At 60.5% G+C, this 24,053-nt stretch carries 25 protein-coding genes, 2 tRNA genes and 1 pseudogene; 15 read left to right on the top strand and 13 right to left on the bottom strand.

Annotated elements, in window-relative coordinates; genetic code table 11:
• Positions 1 to 100: 100 nt before the first annotated feature.
• Together ASD31_RS05365 and ASD31_RS05360 are read left to right on the top strand one after the other, a co-directional pair.
• On the top strand, positions 101 to 763 hold the full coding sequence (locus ASD31_RS05365) for a response regulator (RefSeq protein ID WP_056330471.1): 663 nt from the start codon (positions 101 to 103) through the stop codon (positions 761 to 763).
• Positions 760 to 2,118 (top strand): sensor histidine kinase, encoded by a 1,359-nt coding sequence (locus tag ASD31_RS05360; RefSeq protein WP_244483762.1) that lies wholly within the window; start codon positions 760 to 762, stop codon positions 2,116 to 2,118. Before ASD31_RS05365 ends, ASD31_RS05360 begins: the two co-directional genes overlap by 4 nt.
• A gap of 81 nt (positions 2,119 to 2,199) precedes the next feature.
• On the opposite strand, the gene ASD31_RS05355 is transcribed toward ASD31_RS05360, so the two are convergent.
• Positions 2,200 to 2,274, bottom strand: a tRNA-Thr gene (locus ASD31_RS05355).
• Positions 2,275 to 2,426: 152 nt separating this feature from the next.
• On the opposite strand from ASD31_RS05355, the gene ASD31_RS05350 reads away from it, so the two are divergent.
• The 10 genes from ASD31_RS05350 (at position 2,427) to ASD31_RS05305 (ending at position 8,598) form a co-directional block, all read left to right on the top strand.
• Positions 2,427 to 2,651, top strand: a complete 225-nt coding sequence (locus ASD31_RS05350) for a hypothetical protein (protein ID WP_082520423.1) — start codon at positions 2,427 to 2,429, stop codon at positions 2,649 to 2,651.
• Between the two features lie 239 nt (positions 2,652 to 2,890).
• On the top strand, positions 2,891 to 4,183 hold the full coding sequence (murA, locus tag ASD31_RS05345; protein ID WP_056330463.1) for a UDP-N-acetylglucosamine 1-carboxyvinyltransferase: 1,293 nt from the start codon (positions 2,891 to 2,893) through the stop codon (positions 4,181 to 4,183).
• Between the two features lie 109 nt (positions 4,184 to 4,292).
• Complete coding sequence (locus ASD31_RS05340) at positions 4,293 to 4,733, top strand: DUF2948 family protein (RefSeq protein ID WP_056330690.1); 441 nt, start codon at positions 4,293 to 4,295, stop codon at positions 4,731 to 4,733.
• 54 nt (positions 4,734 to 4,787) lie between these two features.
• Entirely contained in the window at positions 4,788 to 6,092 is a 1,305-nt protein-coding gene (gene hisD / locus ASD31_RS05335) for a histidinol dehydrogenase (RefSeq protein ID WP_056330461.1), read from the top strand.
• Entirely contained in the window at positions 6,089 to 6,559 is a 471-nt protein-coding gene (locus ASD31_RS05330; RefSeq protein WP_056330458.1) for a UPF0262 family protein, read from the top strand. The genes hisD and ASD31_RS05330 overlap by 4 nt, the downstream gene beginning before the upstream one ends.
• Positions 6,560 to 6,627: 68 nt before the next feature.
• Entirely contained in the window at positions 6,628 to 7,044 is a 417-nt protein-coding gene (locus ASD31_RS05325; RefSeq protein ID WP_056330456.1) for a low molecular weight phosphatase family protein, read from the top strand.
• 127 nt (positions 7,045 to 7,171) lie between these two features.
• Positions 7,172 to 7,390, top strand: a complete 219-nt coding sequence (infA, locus tag ASD31_RS05320; protein ID WP_004435948.1) for a translation initiation factor IF-1 — start codon at positions 7,172 to 7,174, stop codon at positions 7,388 to 7,390.
• Between the two features lie 112 nt (positions 7,391 to 7,502).
• Complete coding sequence (locus ASD31_RS05315; protein ID WP_056330453.1) at positions 7,503 to 8,123, top strand: Maf-like protein; 621 nt, start codon at positions 7,503 to 7,505, stop codon at positions 8,121 to 8,123.
• A gap of 4 nt (positions 8,124 to 8,127) precedes the next feature.
• Complete coding sequence (yacG, locus tag ASD31_RS05310; RefSeq protein ID WP_056330451.1) at positions 8,128 to 8,334, top strand: DNA gyrase inhibitor YacG; 207 nt, start codon at positions 8,128 to 8,130, stop codon at positions 8,332 to 8,334.
• 188 nt (positions 8,335 to 8,522) lie between these two features.
• Positions 8,523 to 8,598, top strand: a tRNA-Phe gene (locus tag ASD31_RS05305).
• A 287-nt stretch (positions 8,599 to 8,885) separates the two neighbouring features.
• Here ASD31_RS05305 and ASD31_RS05300 read toward each other — a convergent pair.
• The 8 genes and pseudogenes from ASD31_RS05300 to ASD31_RS05275 form a co-directional block, all read right to left on the bottom strand.
• On the bottom strand, positions 8,886 to 9,341 hold the full coding sequence (locus ASD31_RS05300; protein WP_056330448.1) for a hypothetical protein: 456 nt from the start codon (positions 9,339 to 9,341) through the stop codon (positions 8,886 to 8,888).
• A 219-nt stretch (positions 9,342 to 9,560) separates the two neighbouring features.
• Positions 9,561 to 9,815, bottom strand: a complete 255-nt coding sequence (locus ASD31_RS25175; protein ID WP_082520416.1) for a YMGG-like glycine zipper-containing protein — start codon at positions 9,813 to 9,815, stop codon at positions 9,561 to 9,563.
• Positions 9,816 to 10,155: 340 nt separating this feature from the next.
• Positions 10,156 to 10,353 (bottom strand): annotated as a pseudogene (locus ASD31_RS26615) (IS630 family transposase); the annotation flags it as partial.
• 24 nt (positions 10,354 to 10,377) lie between these two features.
• Positions 10,378 to 11,292 carry an SMP-30/gluconolactonase/LRE family protein gene (locus ASD31_RS05295; protein ID WP_056330446.1) on the bottom strand — a complete coding sequence of 305 codons (915 nt, stop codon included), beginning with the start codon at positions 11,290 to 11,292 and terminating at the stop codon, positions 10,378 to 10,380.
• 14 nt (positions 11,293 to 11,306) lie between these two features.
• Positions 11,307 to 12,257 carry an ABC transporter permease gene (locus ASD31_RS05290; protein ID WP_056330443.1) on the bottom strand — a complete coding sequence of 317 codons (951 nt, stop codon included), beginning with the start codon at positions 12,255 to 12,257 and terminating at the stop codon, positions 11,307 to 11,309.
• The gene (locus ASD31_RS05285) at positions 12,254 to 13,201 is read right to left on the bottom strand and encodes an ABC transporter permease (RefSeq protein WP_056330441.1); all 948 of its coding nucleotides are present in this window, start codon (positions 13,199 to 13,201) and stop codon (positions 12,254 to 12,256) included. The genes ASD31_RS05290 and ASD31_RS05285 overlap by 4 nt, the downstream gene beginning before the upstream one ends.
• Positions 13,198 to 14,652 (bottom strand): sugar ABC transporter ATP-binding protein, encoded by a 1,455-nt coding sequence (locus ASD31_RS05280; protein ID WP_056330437.1) that lies wholly within the window; start codon positions 14,650 to 14,652, stop codon positions 13,198 to 13,200. Before ASD31_RS05280 ends, ASD31_RS05285 begins: the two co-directional genes overlap by 4 nt.
• 68 nt (positions 14,653 to 14,720) lie before the next feature.
• Positions 14,721 to 15,737, bottom strand: a complete 1,017-nt coding sequence (locus tag ASD31_RS05275; protein ID WP_056330434.1) for an ABC transporter substrate-binding protein — start codon at positions 15,735 to 15,737, stop codon at positions 14,721 to 14,723.
• 277 nt (positions 15,738 to 16,014) lie between these two features.
• Here ASD31_RS05275 and ASD31_RS05270 point away from each other — a divergent pair, with 277 nt between their 5' ends.
• The 3 genes from ASD31_RS05270 (at position 16,015) to ASD31_RS05260 (ending at position 19,366) form a co-directional block, all read left to right on the top strand.
• Positions 16,015 to 17,256, top strand: a complete 1,242-nt coding sequence (locus ASD31_RS05270) for a sensor histidine kinase (protein WP_056330432.1) — start codon at positions 16,015 to 16,017, stop codon at positions 17,254 to 17,256.
• Positions 17,257 to 17,269: 13 nt separating this feature from the next.
• On the top strand, positions 17,270 to 17,992 hold the full coding sequence (locus ASD31_RS05265) for a response regulator transcription factor (RefSeq protein ID WP_056330430.1): 723 nt from the start codon (positions 17,270 to 17,272) through the stop codon (positions 17,990 to 17,992).
• A gap of 282 nt (positions 17,993 to 18,274) precedes the next feature.
• On the top strand, positions 18,275 to 19,366 hold the full coding sequence (locus ASD31_RS05260; protein WP_056330428.1) for an ABC transporter ATP-binding protein: 1,092 nt from the start codon (positions 18,275 to 18,277) through the stop codon (positions 19,364 to 19,366).
• Between the two features lie 14 nt (positions 19,367 to 19,380).
• Here ASD31_RS05260 and ASD31_RS05255 read toward each other — a convergent pair whose 3' ends face one another.
• The 4 genes from ASD31_RS05255 to ASD31_RS05240 all read right to left on the bottom strand — a co-directional run bounded on the left by ASD31_RS05255 (position 19,381) and on the right by ASD31_RS05240 (position 24,014).
• Positions 19,381 to 20,223, bottom strand: a complete 843-nt coding sequence (locus tag ASD31_RS05255; RefSeq protein ID WP_056330425.1) for a carbohydrate ABC transporter permease — start codon at positions 20,221 to 20,223, stop codon at positions 19,381 to 19,383.
• Positions 20,220 to 21,104 carry a carbohydrate ABC transporter permease gene (locus ASD31_RS05250; protein ID WP_056330422.1) on the bottom strand — a complete coding sequence of 295 codons (885 nt, stop codon included), beginning with the start codon at positions 21,102 to 21,104 and terminating at the stop codon, positions 20,220 to 20,222. The genes ASD31_RS05255 and ASD31_RS05250 overlap by 4 nt, the downstream gene beginning before the upstream one ends.
• Positions 21,105 to 21,175: 71 nt before the next feature.
• A complete protein-coding gene (locus ASD31_RS05245; protein WP_056330420.1) occupies positions 21,176 to 22,450 on the bottom strand; it encodes an extracellular solute-binding protein in 1,275 nt (424 codons plus the stop codon).
• Between the two features lie 55 nt (positions 22,451 to 22,505).
• Complete coding sequence (locus tag ASD31_RS05240) at positions 22,506 to 24,014, bottom strand: alpha-N-arabinofuranosidase (RefSeq protein ID WP_056330418.1); 1,509 nt, start codon at positions 24,012 to 24,014, stop codon at positions 22,506 to 22,508.
• Positions 24,015 to 24,053 lie beyond the last annotated feature (39 nt).

Below are 24,053 nucleotides of genomic sequence, written 5' to 3'. Positions count from 1 at the left end.
TCCACGTTTCCGAGCCGGCGCAATCTGCACGAAAGCAACGGACTTGCTCGATTTCCTCTGCTAGACAGGAGATAGGAAACAATTGGGCGGAGTCCGCGGTTTGAGGGTACTTCTGGTCGAGGATGATATGACCCTGGGCGAGGCGGTGCGCGATTACGTCGCCAGTGGCGAGCACGCCGTCGATTGGATGAAGACCATCGAGACCGCTGCAAGTGCGCTTGCGACGACCAGCTACGGTCTCGTGCTGCTCGACCTGCGCCTGCCGGATGGCAGCGGCATCGCCTTGTTGAAGGATATGCGCGCCAGGGGCGTCACCACGCCGGTGATCATCCTGACCGCGCATGACCAGATTTCCGATCGGATCGAGGGTCTCAACAGCGGTGCAGACGACTATCTGGTCAAGCCGTTCAATCTGGGCGAACTGACGGCCCGCATGCTGGCGGTCAGCCGGCGCTACGGCGGCAGGCCGATCTCGTTGATCCAGATCGGCGATCTCAAGATCGATGCCGCCGACCGCCGTGTCAGTGCCGGCGGAGAGGCGGTCTCGCTTTCCGGACGGGAATGGGCGGTGTTGGACGTGCTTTCGTCGCGCCCCGGGGCCATCGTCTCGAAGGCACAGATAGAGGAGGCTCTCTATGCCTTCGGCTCCGAGATCGAAAGCAATACGGTCGAGGTCTATGTCAGCCGCCTGCGCAAGAAGCTCGGCCGCGACCGGATCGCCACGCTGCGCGGTATCGGTTACCGGCTTGGACGAGAGCAATGAGAGCGGCCTGGCCGATGGCAGGCGCATCGATGAGCCGCCGGCTGATCCTGGCGCTGACGCTGGCAATGACCTCTCTCTGGCTGCTGGCGGTCGGTCTCGGCCTCGTGGTGATGGAAGAGGAATTCGCCGAGATTTTCGACGGCACGCTGCAGGAGACCGCCGAACGGCTGGTGCCGTTGGTCGTCGATGAGCTCGATCATCGCGGCGCGCCCGGCATCTCCCCATGGCAATTGCAGACAAGAAGTTCGAGCGGCGACAGGGAATATCTGGTCTATCAGGTGCGCGACCTGTCCGGCCAGCTGCTGATCCGTTCGCATGACGCGCCGGAAAAGGCTTTCGAAACGCCGCTGAAGCCGGGTTTCTGGAGGAATGGGGACTTTCGGTTCTATACCGCTACAAACGAGGATGGCACGATCTTCGTCCAGATGGCCGATGCCTTCGAGAATCGCGACGAAGCCCTGCGGGAAGGCGCGGTCGCCCTGTTCCTGCCGCTTATCCTCCTCATCCCGGTCAGTGGCGCGGCAATCTGGCTGGTGGTGCGCTGGGCGGTGCGGCCGGTGGATGATTTGCGTGGCGAGATCGAGACAAAGGACGGCGGCAACATGGAGCCGATCGATGCGGCGATATTGCCGCGCGAATTGCAGCCGATCGCGGTCTCGGTCAACCGGTTGATGGCGCGGCTGCGCACCGCGCTCGATGCCGAACGGGAATTCACCTCCAACAGCGCCCACGAGCTGCGCACGCCGATCGCCGGCGCGCTCGCGCAAACGCAGATGCTGATTTCGGAGCTGAAGGACAGTGCGAACCGCCATCGCGCCGGCCAGATCGAAGCCTCGCTGATGCGGCTCAGCCATCTCGCCGAAAAGCTGCTGCAACTCTCGCGCGCCGAGGCCGGCATCGGTATCGCCGACAAGCCATCCGATCTCGGCCACGTCCTCGATCTCATGTTGACGGATTTTCAGCGCGGCATGGCAAATCCGGGGCGGCTGGTGCTTCATCGCGCGCCCGATGCCCGACTGGTAAGTCCGGTCAGCGAGGATGCTTTCGCGATCGTGCTGCGCAATCTGATCGAGAATGCGCTCGTTCACGGCAGTCCGGACGCGCCGGTCGAGATATTCCTGGAGGATGGCGGGTCGCTGCGCATCGTCAATGGAGCCGCGGCAATGAGCGTCGGTCAGCTCGCCGCGATCCGCAAGCGCTTCAGCCGCGGCAATACCGAGGCCGCAGGCTCCGGCCTTGGCCTGTCGATCGTCGAGCATCTGCTCAGGCAGATGAACGGCCGCCTGCTGCTGCTTTCACCCGCTAAGGGTCGCACGGACGGTTTCGAAGCCCGCATCGACCTGCCAAGCGCCTGATCGCCGACCGTCGCGCCTGCCTCCGGTCAAGGAGGCATGTCACCCGGCGCCGTGCATGATGTTACCGGAAGGGGAAAATGATGGTGCTGCTAGAGAGATTTGAACTCTCGGCCTCTCCCTTACCAAGGGAGTGCTCTACCCCTGAGCTATAGCAGCATCGTGCGGCACGGTGTTTGTCCGGCGCGAGCGAGGGCCTATTGCCATAGCTTGTTGGCGAGCGCAAGCCGCAAAACTCAGTTTTCATCCCATCTGGCTTGAGAAAAGACGGCTCTCTTCCAGAGAGGCTGGTTTTGCGCTATCTGGGGCGCATGCAAAATGATGACGAACCAGACGGCGGCGGTTCCGTGCCGCAGGCAAGCGGGATGGCCGGGCGGGAGGCACAGCGCCAGGCCGAGGCGCGCAAGGCGCGGGCGGCAAAGACGCTGCGCGACAATCTCCTCAGGCGCAAGCAGCAGGGGCGGGCGAGGCGCGCCGGCGGCGCCGACGAGACATCCGGCCTGCCTGCCGCAAAAACGGACCAATCTGCGGAATAATCGCCGGTGCTGCCGGAAGGCTCCATTTGCGGAGCGCCGGTGGCGGCTTGCCGGTCTGCGGCGCGGCGCTCTTTCTGCCGCGCGTGCAGGAATGGCAAATTGCTGTGATCGACTGTCCCCAAAGGCTTGTGGCGCCCGCCGTCAACAGGCTTCTCATTTCACGGCGCTTCCTTTAAGGAGGCGCAATCTCTTAAAAGACGATATGCCAAGGAAAGGCGGGCGCGGCCCGTAGGTAGAGTATGGATCGCATCAGAATTACCGGCGGCAACGAGCTTCGCGGCATCATCCCGATCTCCGGCGCCAAGAATGCCGCCTTGCCATTGATGATCGCGTCGCTTCTGACGGATGACACGCTGACGCTCGAAAACGTGCCGCATCTGGCCGATGTCGAGCAGTTGATCCGCATCCTGGGCAATCATGGTGCCGATATTTCCGTCAATGGTCGCCGCGAGCGCCAGGGCGAGGGTTATTCGCGCACCATTCACTTCACCTCCCGCAACATCGTCGATACCACAGCACCCTATGAGCTGGTCTCCAAGATGCGCGCCAGCTTCTGGGTGATCGGCCCGCTTCTCGCGCGCGAGGGCAAGGCGCGGGTTTCGCTGCCGGGCGGCTGCGCCATCGGCACCCGGCCGGTCGATCTGTTCATCGAGGGCTTGCGGGCGCTCGGCGCTGAGATCGAGATCGACAGCGGCTATATCAACGCCACCGCGCCGAAGGGCGGCCTTGTCGGCGCGCGCTATGTCTTCCCCAAGGTTTCTGTCGGCGCCACCCATGTGATGATGATGGCTGCGACGCTTGCCAATGGCACGACGGTGATCGGCAATGCGGCGCGCGAGCCGGAAGTGGTCGATCTCGCCAATTGCCTGAATGCCATGGGGGCGAAGATCACCGGCGCCGGCACCGCGACCATCACCATCGAGGGCGTGACCTCGCTGTCGGGCGCCCGCCACCGTGTCCTTCCCGATCGCATCGAAACCGGCACCTATGCCATGGCCGTCGCCATGACCGGTGGCGATGTGGTGCTGGAAGGCACGAATGCCACGCTGCTCGATACGGCGCTCGAGGCGATCCGCCGCGCCGGTGCCGAGATCACCGAGACGGAGACCGGCCTGCGCGTGGTGCGCAATGGCGGCGGCATTCGCCCGGTGGATGTGGTGACGGACCCCTTCCCGGGCTTCCCGACCGACCTGCAGGCGCAGTTCATGGGCCTGATGACCAGGTCGAGCGGCGTTTCCCATATCACCGAAACCATCTTCGAGAACCGTTTCATGCATGTGCAGGAACTGGCCCGGCTCGGCGCAAAGATCACCCTTTCAGGACAGACGGCCAAGATCGAGGGCGTCGAGCGGCTGAAGGGCGCGCCGGTCATGGCGACCGACCTGCGGGCTTCGGTGTCGCTGGTGATCGCCGGCCTGGTGGCCGAAGGCGAGACCATGGTGTCGCGCGTCTATCACCTCGACCGCGGCTTCGAGCGGCTGGAGGAAAAGCTCAATCGCTGTGGCGCCAATGTCGAGCGTGTCAGCGACTGATCCGGATTATCGGACGTCGTTCCGCTGTTGCGGATTGGGTGCCGGCGTCCTATGTCCTTTGTCAGGATGACGGCGGCTCCTTAAGGTCGCGCAGGCGAGGATGGATGGCATGGACGCATTGAAGCTGATGGCGCTGGACAATGAGGATCTAGAGATCGTCTCCGCCCATGTGCAGGATGCGGTCTTCAAGGTTTCCGATCTCGCCTATGCCGCCAAGGCCGGGCAGTTGTCGCTCGCCGTCAACCGCTTCGTCTGGGAAACGGCGGAGCGGCGGGCCAAATCCTTCGAACGCCGCCGCAGCCTGCTAGCCTTCAAGCGCGTCACCGCCGTGCGCTCCATCGGCTTCGACCGTAAGGACGACGACAAAGTGCTGTCGCTTCTGGCCGTTCAGTTCGAGCAGGAAGGCGAGGGGCCGGATGGCACGATCGAGCTTGTTCTTTCCGGCGGCGCCTCGATCATGCTCGATGTGGAATGTATCGAGGTTCAGCTTGCGGATACCGGCGGCGCGTGGGAAACCGGCCTCAAGCCCCGCCATCCGGCCGGCAACTGATCCATTCCCCCTTCGTTTTCGCATTTCCATGACCACGCATAAGGACGTCCTCCATTGGCCCTTCGTCTCGATTATCTCTCGCCCGGCTTCGAACGTGAGTTTGCGGCCTTTCTGACGACCAAGCGGGAAGTCTCCGAAGATGTGAATGCGGTGGTGAAGACGATCATCGAGGATGTGCGGCTGCGCGGCGATGAGGCTCTTGCCGAATATACCAGCAAGTTCGATGGGCTCGATTTTGCAGTCACCGGCATGGCGGTGACGGCGGAGGAAATCGACGCGGCGATCGCCATGGTTCCCTCCGAGGTGCTCGGCGCGCTCAAGGTGGCAGCCGTGCGCATCGAGGCCCATCACGCCCGCCAGAGGCCGAAGGACGATATCTACGAGGACACGATGGGTGTCGGCCTTGGCTCGCGCTGGACGGCGATCGATGCCGTCGGTCTTTATGTGCCGGGCGGAACGGCCAGCTATCCGAGCTCGGTGCTGATGAATGCGCTGCCGGCCAAGGTCGCAGGCGTCGAGCGCATCGTCATGGTGGTGCCGGCAAATGCGGGTGTGATCAATCCGGCGGTGTTGGCCGCCGCCCGCATGGCCGGCGTCAGTGAAATCTACCGCATTGGCGGGGCGCAGGCGATCGCGGCCCTTGCCTATGGCACGGAAAGCATTACGCCGGTCGCCAAGATCATGGGGCCGGGCAATGCCTATGTCGCCGCCGCCAAGCGCCAGGTCTTCGGCACGGTGGGTATCGACATGATCGCCGGCCCCTCCGAAGTGCTCGTGATCGCCGACCGGGACAATGATCCGGACTGGATCGCCGCCGACCTTCTGGCTCAGGCCGAACACGATGTCGGCGCCCAGTCTATCCTCATCACCGATGACGCATCCTTTGCCGCGGCGGTGGAAACGGCCGTCGAGCGCCAACTGCGCACGCTGCCGCGCGCCGAGACGGCAACCGCCAGCTGGCGGGATTTCGGCGCGGTCATCCTCGTGCCGGATCTCGAACATGCCGCGCCGCTTGCCAACCGCATCGCCGCCGAGCACCTGGAACTGGCCCATGCCGATGCCGAGGCGATGATCCCGAAAATCCGCAATGCGGGGGCCATCTTCGTCGGGCGTCACACGCCGGAAGTGATCGGCGATTATGTCGGCGGCTCCAACCATGTGTTGCCGACGGCGCGTTCCGCCCGGTTTTCCTCCGGCCTAGGCGTGCTCGATTACATGAAACGCACCTCCATCCTGCGGCTCGGGGCCGACCAGTTGCGCGATCTCGGGCCGGCGGCGATCGCGCTTGCGCGTTCGGAGGGCCTGGAGGCGCATGCGCGCTCGGTCGCCATCCGCCTCAATCTCGGGGGCGAGGGATGATCAGCGCTCACCGCCTTTGCGATGTCGTGCTCGATGAAACGATCGGCCGCTCGACGCCGGACGTGGAGCATGAGCGGGCGGTGGCGATCTTCGACCTGATCGAGGAAAACGTCTTCGAGCCGGTCGATCATGCCGGCGGCCCCTATCGGCTCAACCTGTCGCTGGTCGACAGCAAGCTGGTCTTCGCCATCACCACCGAGGCCGGCGCGGCGGTCGCCACCCATATCCTGTCGCTGACGCCATTCCGCCGGATCGTGAAGGATTATTTCATGATCTGCGAAAGCTATTACGAGGCGATCCGTTCCTCGACGCCAAGCCAGATCGAGGCGATCGACATGGGCCGTCGCGGCATCCACAATGAGGGCTCGCAAACCCTGATGGACCGGCTTTCGGGCAAGATCAGGCTGGATTTCGATACGGCCCGGCGCCTGTTCACGCTGGTCTGCGTGCTCTACTGGCGAGGGTGAGCGTGACGGCTGCCGTCCTCCCAAGCCAAGCCCGGCCGAACGGGAAAACGCCCGCTTCGGTGCTGTTCATGTGCGGGATGAACGCGATCCGCTCACCGATGGCAGAGGTCCTGGCAAGGACCATGCTGCCGCCCGGCACCTATGTCGCCTCCGCAGGCGTGCGCCCTGGCGAGCGCGATCCCTTCGTCGATGTGGTGCTCGACGAGATCGGGCTGACGGCCGGGCGCCACCAGCCGCATACGCTGGACGAACTGGAGGACGATTACTTCGACCTTATCGTGACGCTGGCGCCGGAGGCGCACCACGCGGCGCTGGAACTGACGCGGTCGATGGCCGTCGATGTCGTCTACTGGCCGACGCCGGACCCGACGGGCGCCACCGGCACCCGCGAACAGATCGTTTCGGCCTATCGCGAGGTGCGAAATCACCTGTCCGGCCTCATTGCGCATCGTTTGCTTGGACAAATGCCGGACAAGATGGCATAGCGCACAGACAAAACGCAAAAGACATGGTCGCTGCTGTTCACAAAACCGCGGCGATTGTGTAATTTCCGCCGAATTTTTCCAAGACGCCGAGTGCGTCCGCATCTAAGCACAGAAAGACATATCCTACATGGCGAAAGAAGAAGTCCTCGAATTCCCGGGCGTCGTTACCGAATTGCTTCCCAACGCGACCTTTCGCGTCAAGCTTGAAAACGAACATGAGATCATCGCTCATACGGCGGGCCGCATGCGCAAGAACCGCATTCGCGTTCTGGCCGGCGACAAGGTGCTCGTTGAAATGACCCCGTACGACCTGACGAAAGGTCGCATCACCTACCGCTTCAAGTAAGCGCCCTTGCGCCGGCCACCTGAAGCCGGCACGGCGGAGCATGATCCGGCCTTGAGACCCGCATGGCCTCTCCGCATCCTGCCCTGAACTCAAGTTGTATGGCCCCGTTGCGATGGCATTGACAGACAAGCTCATTCTCGCCTCCGGCTCGCCGCGGCGCGTCGAACTGCTCGCCCAGGCGGGTATCGAGCCGTCGCGCCTGATGCCGATGGATCTGGACGAGACGCCGAAGCGCAGCGAACATCCGCGCTCGCTCGCCTGGCGGCTCTCGGCCGAGAAGGCCCAGGCAGCACTCGCCGCCATCAAGGGCGAGCCCGGTTGGGAGGGCAGCTATATCCTGGCGGCCGATACCGTCGTTTCCGTCGGCCGCCGTATCCTCGGCAAGCCGGAACTGATCAGCGACGCTTCGAGCGCCCTGCATCTCCTGTCCGGCCGCAGCCACCGCGTCCATACCGGCGTCTGCCTGATCACGCCCGGCCGCACGGTGCGCCAGAAGGTCGTTGATACCAAGGTCCGCTTCAAGCGGCTTTCGAGCCACGATATCGACAGCTACCTGGCGTCCGGCCAGTGGCGCGGCAAGGCGGGCGCCTACGGTATTCAGGGCATCGCCGGCAGCTTCGTGGTCAAGCTGGTGGGCTCCTACACCAATGTCGTGGGATTGCCGCTCTACGAGACCGTGAGCCTGCTTGCCGGCGAAGGCTACGACGTGCATCGGAACTGGGCGAAAGGCTGAGGCGATGAGCGCTGAGGAAAACAAGGGCGCATCCAACGTGGCGCCGCTGCGCAAGACCGTGCCCTGCCCGGAATGCCGACGGCCCTCGCACCGCGATCACTACCCCTTCTGCTCCGATCGCTGCCGCAATGTCGATCTCAACCGATGGCTGACCGGTTCCTATGCCATTCCGGTTTCGGACGATCAATCGAAGGCTGAGGAGGACGAATAGCGGGCCGTTCTTTTCACGGATATCCGTGGCTTTTCAAATATTTGCGATAGCCGGCATTTTCCTGTCGAAAAAACCGCATTTGGTGCTGGACACCGCGCGGCAAGATGTTATAACCCCGCTCGCTTCCGGGGCGCAACCAACCGCCCCACGGTTCTCTTGAGGAGAACATCTGCCCCAAAGGCAGGGATGCCCGGATAGCTCAGTTGGTAGAGCAGCGGATTGAAAATCCGCGTGTCGGTGGTTCAAATCCGCCTCCGGGCACCATATAGTTTTTCCAAACCAGTCTCATGGCTACGGTCTCCAAATCGTAGCGTGATTTCCGTGGCTTAGGCGATATTCTCTTCAGATTTTTCGGCGAAATCGCTGCATTGCAGACGCAAATCTCTCCATTTTCCTAGCCTTGTCTCAGCGCCGTCATTCTCGCAGCTAAAAGTTTTGGGGATTGAGCTGGCGTTTTCGCGAGACGGGTTCGCTTGTCCTGTGGCCACGTCATCCGCATCCGCTTGGCGAGAAGACCCAGCTCGCAACCACGGCCGAACAGCATCAGCCCGTCAACTTTGCAGCTGACGAGCCGATCGCGTTATTTGAGATCGAGTGGGTGTCTGACCCATCAGCACAGCCTGCTGCTCTCTCCACGCCACCGGCAGATCGAGCATACGGGTGAGCTTCGCGATGCTGAGATCGACCGATTGCTGACCGGTAAGAATCGCCTCGGTGATCTTCGGCGAGAGGAAGGCCATGGGAAGGATGCGGCTGATGTCCGGGCCATGGGCACCGAAGCGGGCAGCGATGTCGGCATGGCTTGCATTGGTGCCATCGGTGAGGGCTTCGAGATAAAGATGGGCTCTTGCGATCATTCCGATCAGCATCGGATTCTTGTTGGCCGGCAGTGCTGCGGCCTCCTGCAGCACGATCCGACTTTCGACCCCGCGCCGCCTGAGGTGGATGTGAAGCTTGACGACGCGTCCGTTGGCGTCAAACGGCTCGTTAGATTCGGCACCCTGCATAGTGGCGCCGGATTCAATTCTAACCTAAGCCGCTGCGCTGTGGGGCGAATTCGATTTGCTGGGCACCTGGGTAAATGGCCGCATCCGAGAGTTCGAGGATGTCTTAGCGGGGTTGTCGGGTGCCGCGTGATCCAGAGCCTGACCCAATTTCAACGCATCGCCCTAAAGTCAACGACCCACGCACGCTTTTCGCCAAACTCAAAAGTGAATGACTATTTCTTATCGGCAGCGCGCTTCGAAGCGTCGACCGTGGCGATCACGATATATGCAATAGCCTTGGCGGTCGTGGGAACGCCCGATAAGGTTGCCGACAATTCCTCCTGCCACAGCGCCAATAGCCGCTCCACCCCAGCTATTGCTTACGACGCCGCCAATAATCGCGCCTGAGCCTGCACCGATTGCGGTTCCTCGCTCAGTCGCTGTGCAGGACGATAGAGCAATTACTATCCCTACCGCAGCTACAAATTTTTTCATGATTGTTCCCTTTGTTTCACCGGGGTACCAGACCAGATTTATCCAACTTCACCGCAATGCATCGAATTGTCTACAGTGCGGGCTCGAGATGGTAAAACAACCGTATCATGTGTGCCCATTTTCGCGAACGTGCTTGGGCGGGAAACCACCACTGCCGATCAAGAGCCGAACCGTCGCCGCGATTTGCCATGTGGCAGAGGCACCCCAGATGCTATTCCATCTTCCAGATTGCTTCTCTCCTGCGTCGGCTGCTTCAGCCGATTGGCATTCTGGAATTTCCCACGCCGGGGCGGGAAGGTTGCGAAGCGACACAAATGGCTGCCATTTCGTTGATGCGTCTTTCTGACAGCTCGGGAACGAGTACCTGGCGCACACAGGCGAGAAGGCATCGCCGTTCATCGGTCCGTCCAGAAACATAGGTGTCGCCATCCCGTTGATGCGCAAGCCTGCCGTGAAGGAGGTTGTCTCCAGTGGCCGTGCGTAACGGAGGCCGGCAACGCTCGCCTTTCGGTGCCCGTCCGTAGAGACGCGCCATTTTTCGAGGTCTCTAGGCGAACATCCGCTATGGCGTCTGAGATCCGGCTACAGCGACGTAAACTGAGTAAATCGACCGGGTTGCGGCGATGAACAGCCGATTGCGCTTGGCGCCACCGAAAGTCAGGTTCGCGACGGTCTGCGGGACCCGGATCTTGCCGATCAGTTTGCCCGTTGGGTCGAAGCAATGCACGCCATCGGCCGCGCTCGACCAGAGGTTCCCGTTCACATCGGTGCGGATACCGTCCGGAACGCCGTTTTGGAGGAGGCAGAAGACGCGGCCGTTCGCGAGCCTGGAGCCATCGACCACATCGAAAGCGCGGATGTGGCGCGGCAGGCTTTCGTCATGGCTTGCTGCCGAGTCCGCCACATAGAGGGTCGTCTCGTCGGGCGAAAAGGCGAGGCCGTTCGGCTGCATGAAATCCGTGACGACAACCGAAAGCACGCCGGTTGCTGGGTCGAGGCGGTAAACGTTGCGCGTCGGTTGTTCCGGATTGGCGCGATAGCCTTCGTAGTCCGACAGGATGCCGTAGGTGGGATCGGTGAACCAGATCGTATCGTCGGATTTCACCACCACGTCGTTCGGTGAATTCAGCCGCTTCCCCTCGAAACGATCAGCGAGCACCGTGATCGCGCCGTCGATCTCCGTGCGCGTGACCCGGCGCATGCCGTGCTCGCAGGAAATGAGCCGTCCTTGACGGTCGCGTGTATGGCCATTGGCGAAGTTGGATGGCTGTCGATACACGGAGACACCGCTCTCCGGCGTCCATCGCAGTATGCGCTGGTTTGGAATGTCGCTCCACAGCAACTGGTTCGCGTCGTTGAACCAGACAGGCCCCTCCGCCCAGCGGCAGTCGGAATAGAGCTCATCGAGGGCGGCGCTCGTCACGATCAACTGCCGGAAACGCGGATCGTGGATTTCGTAGATGTTGGCCTCGGCCATGGCAGTCTTCCCGTTTATCGCATGCCTGTCCGGCGACCGCCAGCAAGCATGATGACGCTGATGATGATGAGGCCGGTCATGATGAGACGGATACCTGCGCCCAGCCCATAGGTGTTGAGCATCGAGACGACCAGGAACATGAAGAGCGATGCACCCCAGATACCCGGCACGTTGGAATCTCCGCCGGCAACCGCAGTGCCGCCGATTACCACGACCGCGATCGACATCAAAAGATACTCCGAGCCCATATTGAGCGCCGCGCCTCCCGAGAAGCAGGCGAGCAGATAGCCGGCGACCGATGCGAGGACGGCGCAAAAGAGATAGGTGACGAGGCGCGTGCCATCGACCGGAATGCTTGCCATGCGCGCGGCCGGCATGCTTTGGCCGATTGCCGAGATCCAGCGGCCATAGATGGTCCTTTCGAGGATGAACCATGCGAGAAGGGAGAGCGCTAACGCGACGATCGCCACGTTCGGCACACCAAGCGTGTTCGACGTGGTGAATTCGGCAAGCGCGCTCGGGGGCTTGATACGCAGGCCGCGGTTCGTCCAGATCGCAGCCGACTGCACGATGAAGCTCATGGACAGCGTTGCGATGATCGGCGGGATGCGAAGCGCCTTGATGAGCGCATAGTTGCCAAGCCCGACAGCCAGACCAATGACGACGGCAACCAGAAGTCCGGGCAGGATCATCTCGTTTTCGACGTTCATCAGCTTTAGCGCCACCGTGCCAGCCAGCGTCATGGTGGCGGGGACCGAGAGGTCAATGTTGCCAGGCCCGAGCGTGATGACGAACATCTGACCGATGCCGACGATAATCGAGAAGGCCGCAAAGGTGAGGGCAGCCTGCGACAGGCCGAGCGTGCTGGCACCGCCGGTCACCACAATTGTCAGGAACCAGACGATGAAAGCTGCAAGCCACGACCATATCCAAGGTTTGCCGGAGAGGTGCGCAAGAATCTTCATTGAAGTTTCTCCCGATTCTCGATGCGATTCAGCGTGAGGCGGAGCGCCAGCACGATGATCAGGATCGCGCCTTGCGCACCGATCTGCCAGTCTGGCGAAATGCGAAGGAAGGACAGGAAGGACCCGGCAAGCGTCAGCGTCAGCGCGCCAATGACGGCCCCGATGGGAGAGATGCGGCCGCCGATGAACTCACCACCGCCAAGGATGACGCCGGCAATTGACAGTAGCGTATAGCGTAGCGCGATGTTGGCATCGGCCGAGGTGGTCAGGCCGACGAGGGCGATGCCGGCGAGGACCGCGAAGAAGCCGGAAAGCCCGTAGGCGGCCGCACGCGCCGCAACGACCGACCACCCGGCGCGCTCGACCGAGCGCTGGTTGCCGCCGATGCCACGGATGAGAACACCGAGTGAGCATCGCATGACGATCAGATGCGCAAACATGGCGATGATAATGCTTGCGACAATTGCCATTGGCGCAAAAGGCGGTTTGACAGTCATCAGCCAGCGCACCCAGTCGGGCGCCTGTCCGCCGGGTGCTGGCAGCAGCAACACCGCAAGGCCGGCCCAGACGAAGCTCATGCCGAGGGTCACGACGATTGACGGCAGTTTGCGCAGGTGGATCACGACGCCGAGCGCCGCATAGGCCGCGATCGCGCAGGCAAGGATCAGGATGCCGATCACGGGCGCATCCTTGAGGAAGGTCGCGGTTACGCAGGCGACGAAGCTGACGAAGGCTCCCATGGAGAGATCGAGATCATTCACCGCCATTACAAACATCTGCGCGATCGTAGCAAGCGCGATCGGCACGGCGAGATTTAATAGTAGGTTCAGCCCGCCATAGCTCATGGCGCGCGGCTGCAGCCAGAAGATCGCGGCAAGCAGCAGCGTCAGCGACAGGGCAGGAATGGCAAGACGCACGGCGTCGGACGACAAACGGAACTTCATGCGGCGGCTACCTCGAAGGAGGCGGCGATGATGTTCGTCTCGTTGACGGCATCGCCGGCGAGTTCCGCTGTGATGCGGTTTTCGCGGAAAACGTAGACACGGTCGCAAAGGCAAACCTCGTCCATTTCCGTCGAATACCAGATGAAGGTGCGCCCGCCCGCCGCCTCCTGGCGGATAATCTCGTAGACCTCCTGCTTGGTCCCGACATCGACACCGCGCATCGGATCATCCATCAGGACGACCGGTGCGCGCGTGGCTAGGGCGCGGGCGAACAGCACTTTCTGCTGGTTGCCGCCGGACAGCGACAGGATGTTGTGGTTGCTCATATCGGGCGAGCGGATTTCGATCCGCCGCTTCCAGTCGGCACCTTTCGTCTCCTCTTCACCCACAAGAATAAGGCCACGGCGAGACATGTCGGCGAGTGAGGCGATGGAGAAATTGCGCAGGATGCTCCACAACTCGAAGACGCCGTTGAGGCGGCGGTCACCCGCGACGAAGGTGACGAGCGGGTTGCGCTCCGGCAGCCAATTGCTGGAGCGGGCGGCATGCAAGGCTAGAAGGAGTTTGGTTTGCCCGTGGCCTGCAAGGCCTGCAAGGCCGATGATTTCACCCTTACGCGCTGCGAAGGGAATATCCGCCATCCGATGGGACAGGATGACCGGCGCAGCGGTTTGCCCGGACACGGAGCGCTGCCCGGTTTGCGCCTTCGCGACGCTCCCCATGGCCTCCACGAGGCCGTGGTGAACGAAACCATTCGCCGGTCGTTCAGCAACCACGCGGCCGTCCTTCATGACGACGATACGGTCGCAGGTTTCGAGAATCTCGTGCAGGATATGCGAGATGAAAATGACCGATCCACCGCTTGCAATGAAGCGGCGGACATGGTCGAGCATCTGGCGGGCGAGGCTTGCATCGAGCGACGATGTCGGCTCGTCGAGGATTACCAGCCGTGGCGGAATACCGGCGTCGGAAAAGGCCATGGCAATCTCGACCATCTGACGCTGGGCAATCGAAAGATCACCCACGACTTGACTGGTATCGATGTCATGACCGGGAAAAACGATGTCGAGGCTCTTCCCGATGACGTCCGCAGCGCGCGTCCGCCACCTGAAGCCACCAAGATCACGGTGCATAATGCGGGCGTTCTCGACGATAGAAAGGTTGGGGCAGAGGGACAGTTCCTGGAAGACGCAGCGCACGCCGCGGGCGCGGGCAGCGTTGATGCCGTAGCGCTCCAACTGCTCGCCGTCGCTCGCGATGGTTCCCTCGTGAGGCGTGAGGCCGCCATTGATCACGCTGACGATGGTCGATTTGCCGGCACCGTTGTGACCTACAAGTCCGACGCACTCGCCCGGCATAACGCGCAAGTCAACGTCGTCGAGAGCCCTGACTGCGCCGAAACTCACCTTGGCGCCCCGGATCGCGATTATAGCCGTGGCCACGTCGTTCATGCTGCTGCACCATCTGCTTGAAAAATTGCCGCGCGCCATTTGCGATCGCGCGGCAATCCCCGGGAGAACTATTTTGACGCCGCGATGACCTTCACAGCGTCGTCTTGCGTGTATTCCACGTTGGCAACGCCGCCGGCCTGGGTATTGGCGAGATTCGCTTCGAGATTGTCCTGGTCGATACGCAGGAAGGGCACCACGAGGTCCTTCTTGACCTGCTTGCCGTCCAGAATCTGCTGAGCGACCCAGAAGGCGAGCGTGGAGACGCCTGGCGCGATCGAGACCGACATGGTCTCGTAACTTTTCGCATCCTTCTGTTCCTTCCACCACTTGAGTTCGTCTTCTCGGTTCCCCATGACGATGATCGGCAACTTGCGGTCGGTCGCGGCGATGGCCTGGGCGGCGCCATAACCATCACCGCCCTGCGTCACTACGCCGACAATATCCGGCAGGCTCGGCAGGATGCCGGCAACAGCTTTCTGCGCCACGTCCTGCGCCCAGTCCCCATGAACTGAACCGGCAACCTTGAACTGCGGGAACTGCTTGACACCGTCATGGATGCCTGCCGAAATCTCATCATCGACGAAGACACCGGCAAGGCCGCGGATCTCGAGCAGATTGCCGCCTTCCGGGAGTTTCTTCGAAAGATACTCGACCTGACTGCGCCCCATTTCCTTGAAGTCGACGGCGATACGCCAGGCGCAAGGCTCCGTTACGATGCCGTCGAAGGAAACGACGGTAATACCGGCGTCGCAGGCTTCCTTGACCGCGCCATTCAGCGCCGTCGGCGATGCAGCGTTCAACACGATCGCGTCATAGCCCTGCAGAATCATGTTCTGAATCTGGGCTGCCTGTTCCGTCGCCTGGTTTTCGGCAGTCGTGAAAGGGTCGGCTGCAGCAACGACACCGGCCTTCACGGCTTCGCCCGTCACTTTTTCCCAACTGGTCAGCATGGCCTGGCGCCACGAATTGCCTGCATAGTTGTTGGAAAGGGCGATTTTCTTTGCCGACGTGTCGGCAAAGGCGGAAACGGGCATCGCGGCCAAAGCGATCGCGGCCGATGCCAAAAGCATCTTACGAATTGTCATGTCTCTCTCCCTCATGATCGCGCCAAGAGGCGGATCGGTCACCTCGCCCGGTAATTCGGGTTCGGGTGAAATTGTTCTTGCACTGAGCTTCCTCCTCTCAGTAAGGGCAGGATGCGGGAGATCGGTGACCCTGTACAGGCGCAAGACGGCAAGTCGTTTGCGGGATTTGCACAACAAGCTGCGGGTTCACGCAAGACGGCGGCGCTTCCGCAGGCGCTTACTAGTGAAGCGATTGCGGCGGGTTGAATAGCCTGCGCCGCCCGGAAAGGAACTGACGATGCTGCATCTGGTACCCGCAGCCATGTTCGACCACTATCTCGGTATTTCCCGGCTGCTCGCGGGCCAGCTCGATTTTCGCTCGGCTATCCGTTCGGTCGCAGCCGAGGTCGCCCATATCATCCCACACGACCATCTCGATGTCTGCGTACTCCTTGAGGGCGGAAACTACCACACTGCCTACGAGACGGGCATTGAGACCGCCTGGGGCGATCTCGCCGGGGCGCCGGTCGTCAACAGCCCCATCCGCTCGCTGCTCTGGGGCGAGGTGGATTTTCTGCTCTCGGACGATGCCATGACGGACTCGAGATTCCATTTCGAAGGCGCCTTCAAGCGACCGATCGTCGAACAGTCTCTGAGGAGCCGCTTGCATGTAGCGATGAAAGTGCAGGGCACGATTATCGCGGCGCTCTCCTGTTCGTCGCAAAGGCCGGGCGTCTATACGATGGATGATATCGAACGCGCACGCATCATTGCCGATCTGTTGACCCCTTATTTCTTCGCGCTGCAGGCGGCCGAGCAGGCGCAACGCTCGGCTATTGTCGAGGCAGAGGCCCGCGCCCGTGAGGAAGGGTTGCGGCAAGGCGCACTGAAGCTTACAGAAGCCTTGGAGCAGGAGCGTCAACGCATCGGCATGGACCTGCATGACCAGACGCTCGCTGACCTCACGCGGCTTGCTCGCCGGATCGATCGGCTGTCGTCGCGCAATGGCGAGGAAATATCCGAGGCGCTGGAGCCTGTTTCTCGCTCCCTCCAGCATTGCATGCAGGATTTGCGGCATATCATCGAGCAGGCAAAACCCTCCGTTCTGCAGCTCTTCGGCCTCGCCCAGGCGATCGAGCATCATCTCGACCGATCAACCCGCGACACCGGATCAGCCATCGAATGGGGCCTTGTCGACGAGACCCGCGGTGCGCTGGAGCAACTGGAACCGACCGTCAGCGTCGCGCTTTTCCGGATCGCGCAGGAGGCGATCAACAATGCGGTTCGCCATGCCGCCCCGCTGACTGTCTTGGTTCGGCTTGAGGCCGAGGACGCGAGGCTGTCGATCGAAATCTCCGACGATGGGACCGGGCTCGCTAAGGCGCGGGGACGGATCGGCGGCGGCATTGATAATATGAAGACCCGTGCGCGGCTGATCTCGGCGCGCTTCACGACCGGGCCAGGGCACAATAATCGCGGGACGGTGGTGCGGGTCGTGCTGCCACTCGTGCCGCGAGACCCGGCGGGCGAGCCGAACTGAGGAAACAGGCATTATGAAAGTACTGATCATCGAAGACGACCCGCTTCACCGTTCCTATCTACACGAGGCGGTCAGCGCGGCCCTGCCGGAATGCGGCACAGTGATCGAGGCGGAGAACGGAACCGTCGGCGAGAAGCTTGCCCGTGACCACAAGTCGGCGCATATCGTCATGGACCTCCAGATGACAAGCCGCAACGGCATTGAGGCGGCACGCACCATCTGGAAGGAGCGGCCGGAGACCCGCATTCTGTTCTGGTCGAATTATTCCGACGAGGCATATGTGCGTGGCGTCTCACGCATCGTGCCCGATGGCGCCGCGTACGGCTATGTACTAAAATCCGCCTCCGATGAACGGCTGAAGCTTGCACTTCGCTCGATCTTCATCGAGAGCCAGTGTGTCATCGACCGCGAGGTCCGGGGACTGCAGCAGAAGAGCCTGGGCCAGACGAAGGGGTTCACCGATTCCGAATATGAGATCCTCGTCGATATCGCGCTCGGCCTCACGGATCGGACCATCTCCAAACGCCGGGGCCTCTCGCTGCGTAGCGTGCAAAATCGCCTGCAGCAGCTCTATGACAAGCTTGATGTCTACCAGAGCGTAGGCGACGACCACGAGGATGGCCGCTTCAATCTCCGCGCCCGGGCCGTCATGGTTGCCTTCCTACGCAAACTCCTGAACTACAGCGCCCTGGAACGGGCAGAAGCAGAGCTGCAGGAGTGGCTTGATGGAAAGTAATGCTTTCAAACGCAGTGGTTATAGGCGGTAGCGGTATTTCGCCCTTTTTAGCTCTCGCCACCCACATTGACCGCATCCGCGCAGCGACGGATTGGAAAACCTTGACCGGTGTCATTGCTTGATTTCAGGCAATCGCAAGATGGATCATCATCGCTCGAAAATGTGACAGCTCGTCGACTGCTCTGCGGAGAGCCTGAGACCGTCTACGCCAACTGTCGAGCCAAATCCATCTTGACATCTGATACGTACCGGGAATGATGGTTGAAAAGTCGGGAGCATCATATGGCAGAGATCGCGCTTAGCAACGTGTCGAAAAGTTTTGGCACCGTCAATGTTATTGACGATATATCCCTGGTCGTTGCGCCTGGCGAATTGATGGTGTTTCTTGGCCCGTCCGGCTCCGGAAAATCGACTCTTCTTCGTATGGTTGCAGGTCTCGAGAAGATCGACGGTGGCACATTGACCATCGACGGCAAACGCTGCGAACATCTTGCGCCGGGACAGCGTGACGTCGCCATGGTGTTCCAGAACTATGCGCTTTATCCGCATATGACTGTCGAGGAAAATATGGCCTTCGGGCTTAGAAATATCGGAATGCCCCAGGGCGACATCGATCGCCGCGTGGGGGAAGCCGCCCGCATGTTGGAAATGGAAGTCTTGCTCAAACGCCGGCCAGCGCAACTGTCAGGAGGACAGCGTCAGCGGGTGGCCATTGGCCGGGCGATCGTCAAAGAGCCCAAGGCATTCCTGTTCGATGAGCCGTTATCCAACCTCGACGCCGCTCTGCGGGTGCGTACGCGGGTTGAACTCGCCAAGCTTCATCAGCGTATGAAGGCAACGATGATTTATGTCACGCACGACCAGACCGAAGCGATGACGCTCGCCGACCGTATCGTAATTCTGAACAACTGCCGGATTGAGCAGATCGGAACCCCGATGGAGGTGTATCTCCGGCCTGCTTCCCGATTTGTCGCGAGCTTCATCGGCAGCCCCGGAATGAATTTCCTGAAGGCGGAGGTGGCCGGAGGCGGAAAGACGACGGTGAGGTTCGGAGGCGCAACGACACTCGACATCGAGGTCGCACATCCCGGTCCGGGTGCATATGAACTCGGCATCCGCCCCGAAGCCGTCCACATCCTTCCTAAGGGCGAAGACGGCGTTGCTACTGCGACAGCCGGCGTGGTTGAGCGGCTCGGTGAACGCACGCTGGTCTACTGCACGCTGGAGAACGGCACGGAACTCATCGCCCAGGATGATGGCCGTTCGGTTGTGCAGACCGGCGATATCCTGACACTCCGCTTTGATACGTCGGCAGTGCACCTTTTCGATGCAGAGGGCAGGGCCTATCACTCGCCGGTCATGACTAGGCAATAGGCAAATTTCGGGATCTATCCCTTTATGCCGGCGGAGAGCGTGATCGCCTCAGTCACCCGCCTCTGGAAAATCAGATAAGCGACGGCAACCGGCAAACCGGCAAGCACGGCTGCGGTAAGTTCGCGCGCATAATAGATACCAAATGCATCGTTGACTTGCGTGATGCCGACGGTGATAGTCATCATTTCGGTTCGTGTGACCGCCAGAAACGGCCACAGGAACGCGTTCCACGACCAGATGAAGGTTACGATCGAAAGGGCGGCCGTTACGCCCCAGTTCATTGGAATGTAGATCCGCGTGAGAATGCGCCATTCCGAGGCATTGTCCATGACTGCGGCTTCGCGGAAGTCCTTCGGGACGCCATCGAAAAACTGTTTGTAGACGATGATGATCACCGGGTGGATCAACTGCGGCAGTACGATGCCGGCCCAAGTGTTGACGAGGCCAAGCCGCGCAATCAGTTCGAAATGGTTGACGATCAGAGTCTGTGTGGGGACCATGAAACTTGCAAGGATCAGCCACCAGAGCGCGTTGCGAAACGGGAAATTGAGCTGAGAGAGTGCATAGCCGCAGAACAGGGACGACAATACGGTCAGAACGGTGATGGAGAGGGCGGTTACGATCGAGTTCAGATACCAGCGGCCGATGTCGGTCTGCGTTAGCGCGAAATAATAATGCGAGAACGTCAGTGTGTCCGGCCAGAGTTCGATATAGGGGCGCACGACTTCGTCTTCGGGTTTCAGCGAAGTGATAACGCCCCAGTAAAGAGGAAATGCCCAGATCAGCGCAACAATGACGGTCAGCAGCGTGATGATGAAGCCGGCGAGATTCAGCCTCCTCAAAGTCTCTGCATTCATCGGTTATTTCCCCTCGACAACCGCGTGAGCTGGAAATTCAGGACTGAAACGACGATGACGATCAGGAACAGCACCACCGCCACCGCGGCGGCGCGGCCACCCTGATCAGATTGGAATGCTCGCTGGAAGACATAATAAACCAGGACCACATTGTCGTTCGGCCTTCCGCCCGTGGAAAACAGATAGACCTGATCGAAGATTTTCAGCTGCAGGATCAACTGGATAGTCAACACCAGGGCCGTTATCGGCCACATCAGCGGCCAGGTGATGCGGGCGAACGTGGCCCATCGGCCAGCATTGTCGAGTGAAGCGGCCTCGTATATTTCGCCCGGGATGGCCCGTAGCCCCGCGAGAAACAACAGGATGGAAAAGCCAGCGGTCCACCAAATGGTGATGAAAGCAACGGCTGGTATGAACCAGGCCGTCGCCTTGAAGATCGGTACCCGGCCGATGCCCAACATATCGAAAACATACATCGCGATGCCGAACTGAAAATTCAGCGTCCAGTCCCAAATCAGATAAACGACCGACACTGGCAGGATATAGGGGAGAAAGAATAGCGCCAGAACGAAAGATTGCAGCCTGCCGGCAAGGCGGTTCACTCCGAGCGCGATCGAAAACGCAACCAGTGTTCCGGGAACGACCGACAGCAGAACGAAATAGGCAGTGTTCCACAATGCCGTGTCGAAGCGGCGGTCGCTCGCCAGCCGAGTATAATTGTCGAAACCGACATAGGTGCCGTCGCCGATAAGCGGTGCGTCGGTAAAGCTGATCATGAACAGCTTGATCGTCGGGTAGACGAAGACGAGGCCGTAAATTGCGATAAAGGGCGCAATCAGCGCAAGGGCCATTAGGGCTTCGCTTCGTTTGTTCCTGAGCATGCTTACTCCCGAATCCTGCTCCGGCATCTGTAAAGTGCCGGGTCGCCCATCAGGACAGCCCGGCAGCGAGGTTACATGTCGTTCAATCCGGCCTTGATCTCCTCGACGGCTTCCGCCGGTTCCATTTCGCCATTCAAGGTCGGCACGAAGGAACTCGACATGACGTCGAAGATCGGGCCTGCAATGCCGGCCAGCGGCGACTTGGGATCGAAGATCATGTTTTCAGTCAGCGTCGAGTAAGTGGAATTAGGCTGCATTGCCTTATATTCTGCACTCGCCGTCACGGGCCCATAGGCCGGAATATGGCCCGCCGTTGCCCAGAAGAGCGAGTTCTTGTCCATCCACGACATTACCTCCAGAACGGCCGCACGCTTGTCGGCGCTCATATCCTTATCCTTGTTGGCGGGAATGGCGAAGGTGTGGCTGTCTGCATAGGTCGAAGGATGGTTGAAGATAACCGGAAGCTCGACCGCGCCCCATTCGAACAGCTTGCCGTTCTTGTGCAGATCGGTCATCGTAGGCACTTCCCAGACTCCGTTGATCATCATCGCGGCTTCACCTGACGTGAACAGCGCGACGGTCGCGGGATAGTCCGTATAGGACGATTGCAGGCCGTCCTTGGTCCAGCCCTGCAGGATTGCAAGGGCATTCTCAAGCTTCTTGCCGTTGTCCCCTGTCAGGAACTTGCCGTCTGTCATCAACTCGCCATCCTGCTGGCCCATCAGCGAATAGATGGTGCGGAACATGAAGTTGCCGTCTGCCGTAACCGATCCCAGCGGAAACTTGACGCCTGCCTCTTTCAAAGCTTTCAGCGTGGCGGTGAAGTTCTCACCCGAATCCAGTCCTTTCGGCTTGCCGTCGTCGGTCAGAAGGCCGGCTTTCTTGAGAATGTCCTTGTTGTAATAGAGAACGATCGGATGGGTATCGAGCGGCACTGCGTATTGCTTGCCGTCCGAGGTGACGGCATCCCAGGTCGCGCTGGCGTAATCGTCTTTCGAAATCCCCATCGCCTTCCAGTCGTCGGCCGTGATTTCCTGGAGGATTCCCTGCTTGACGGCCAGCGGTATGCGGCTTGCATGATAGGTCATCACGTCTGGCGCTTCGCCGACCGCGGCCGATGTCTGGACCTTGGCGTAGAATGGCGTGCCCCATTCCAGCGTCGTCGCATCGATCTTGATCTTTCCCTGATGGGCAGCGTTGAAGTCGGAGATCATCTGCTTCATGCGGACGCCGTCACCGCCGCTCAGGAAATCCCACCAAACTACATTTTCTTCTGCATGCGCGGTGGATGCGAATAAGCTCACAGTCAAAGCAACGCACTTTGCCAAAGTTACGATTCTCGGCATCGGGTATTCTCCTCCCATCTGTGTTGCGGCCTCCCGCCGCAACGTTGATATTTGCCTACAACCTCACGATAATCATCGAATAAGAATATGGCGGCACAGTAACCTGTACCGAGTTCCCGCTGAGAACTGCGTCATCAGTTGTTTCCGGCTTCACATTGTCCGGATTTTCCCTGGTGTTTGTCGCTTCGAGATCTTGATGCTTTATCAGCGTGTGCTCGACGGACTTGGCCTCGCCGAAGCCCTCAAGCGACAGATCGATCGCCATCGGTTCGTCGCCGTGCCTGTTGACTGCGAAAAAGGTAAGCGTCCCGGCATCGCCATCATGCACGCCGGAAATATCGAGATAGGATACGTTGTCGGCCACGTCGGCGCGATAGCTGGCACAATCGACGTCGAGATGCAGCGCTGTCCCCCGGCCGTATAGCGAGGCGAATTTGAAGGGGTAGTAAATTGTCTGCCGCCACGAGCCGCCACCAGGCATCGTCATGATTGGCGCGATCACATTGACGAGTTGGGCAATGCAAGCGATGCGCACGACATCGGAGCGCCGGATAAACGTGTTGAGGATGCAGCCAACCTGCAGCACGTCCTCGAAGTTGTAGATATCCTCCAGAAGAACCGGCGCATGCGGCCAGTCCCATTCCTTCATGCGGATCGCGTCGCTGCGGCGCTCGTGATACCATACGTTCCATTCGTCGAAGGAAATCTTGACGTTCCTCTTGGAACGCTTCTTTCCTTTAACGTAGTCGATCACGCCACTCACGGTACCGATGTATCGATCGAGCTTCTCGGGCAGGGCCAGGAACTCGGCAGTATTCTTCTCGTAGTTTTCAAAGTACATGTGCAGCGAAATATAATCGACCTGATCATATGTCTCCTCCAGCACCGTGGCTTCCCATTGCGGATAAGTCGGCATGTCGGAATGCGACGAACCGCAGACGATAAGTTCCAGCGTGTCGTCGAAGGCGCGCATTGCTTTCGCGGTTTCGTTGGCCAGATGGCCGTATTCGGCCGCACTTTTGTGGCCGACCTGCCAAGGGCCGTCCATTTCATTGCCAAGGCACCAGAGCCTGACATTCCACGGATCGGCCCGGCCGTTCTTTTTCCGGAGATCGGACCAGTAGGTTCCGCCGGGGTGATTGGTGTACTCGACAAAACTGCGGGCGCTGTCGAGGCCGCGGGAACCGAGATTGACCGCCAACATCATTTCGGTGTTCGCGGCAGCCGCCCACTCCGCAAATTCGTGAATACCGACATGGTTCGATTCAGAGGTTCGCCAAGCTAGGTCAAGCCGCGTTGGTCGCGCATCCCTTGGGCCGATCCCGTCTTCCCAGTTATAGGCAGATACAAAGTTGCCACCAGGATAGCGGCATACCGGTGTGTTCAATTCACGTACGAGGTCCAGCACATCCCCGCGCATGCCGTTCTTATCGGCTGTCGGGTGGCCCGGCTCATAAATGCCGGTATAGACCGCGCGCCCAAGATGTTCCAGGAACGATCCGTAAAGCCTTTTGTCTATGTCGGCGATTGTATAGCGCGCATGCGCAACGACTCTAGCTTCCATGTTCCTCCCCAAGAAGCCAATGTACCATGTTTTTCGGTA

The sequence above is a fragment of the Rhizobium sp. Root482 genome (genome assembly GCF_001426565.1).
Taxonomy (GTDB): Bacteria; Pseudomonadota; Alphaproteobacteria; order Rhizobiales; family Rhizobiaceae; genus Pararhizobium.
This window is presented reverse-complemented; position numbering and strand designations above follow the sequence as displayed.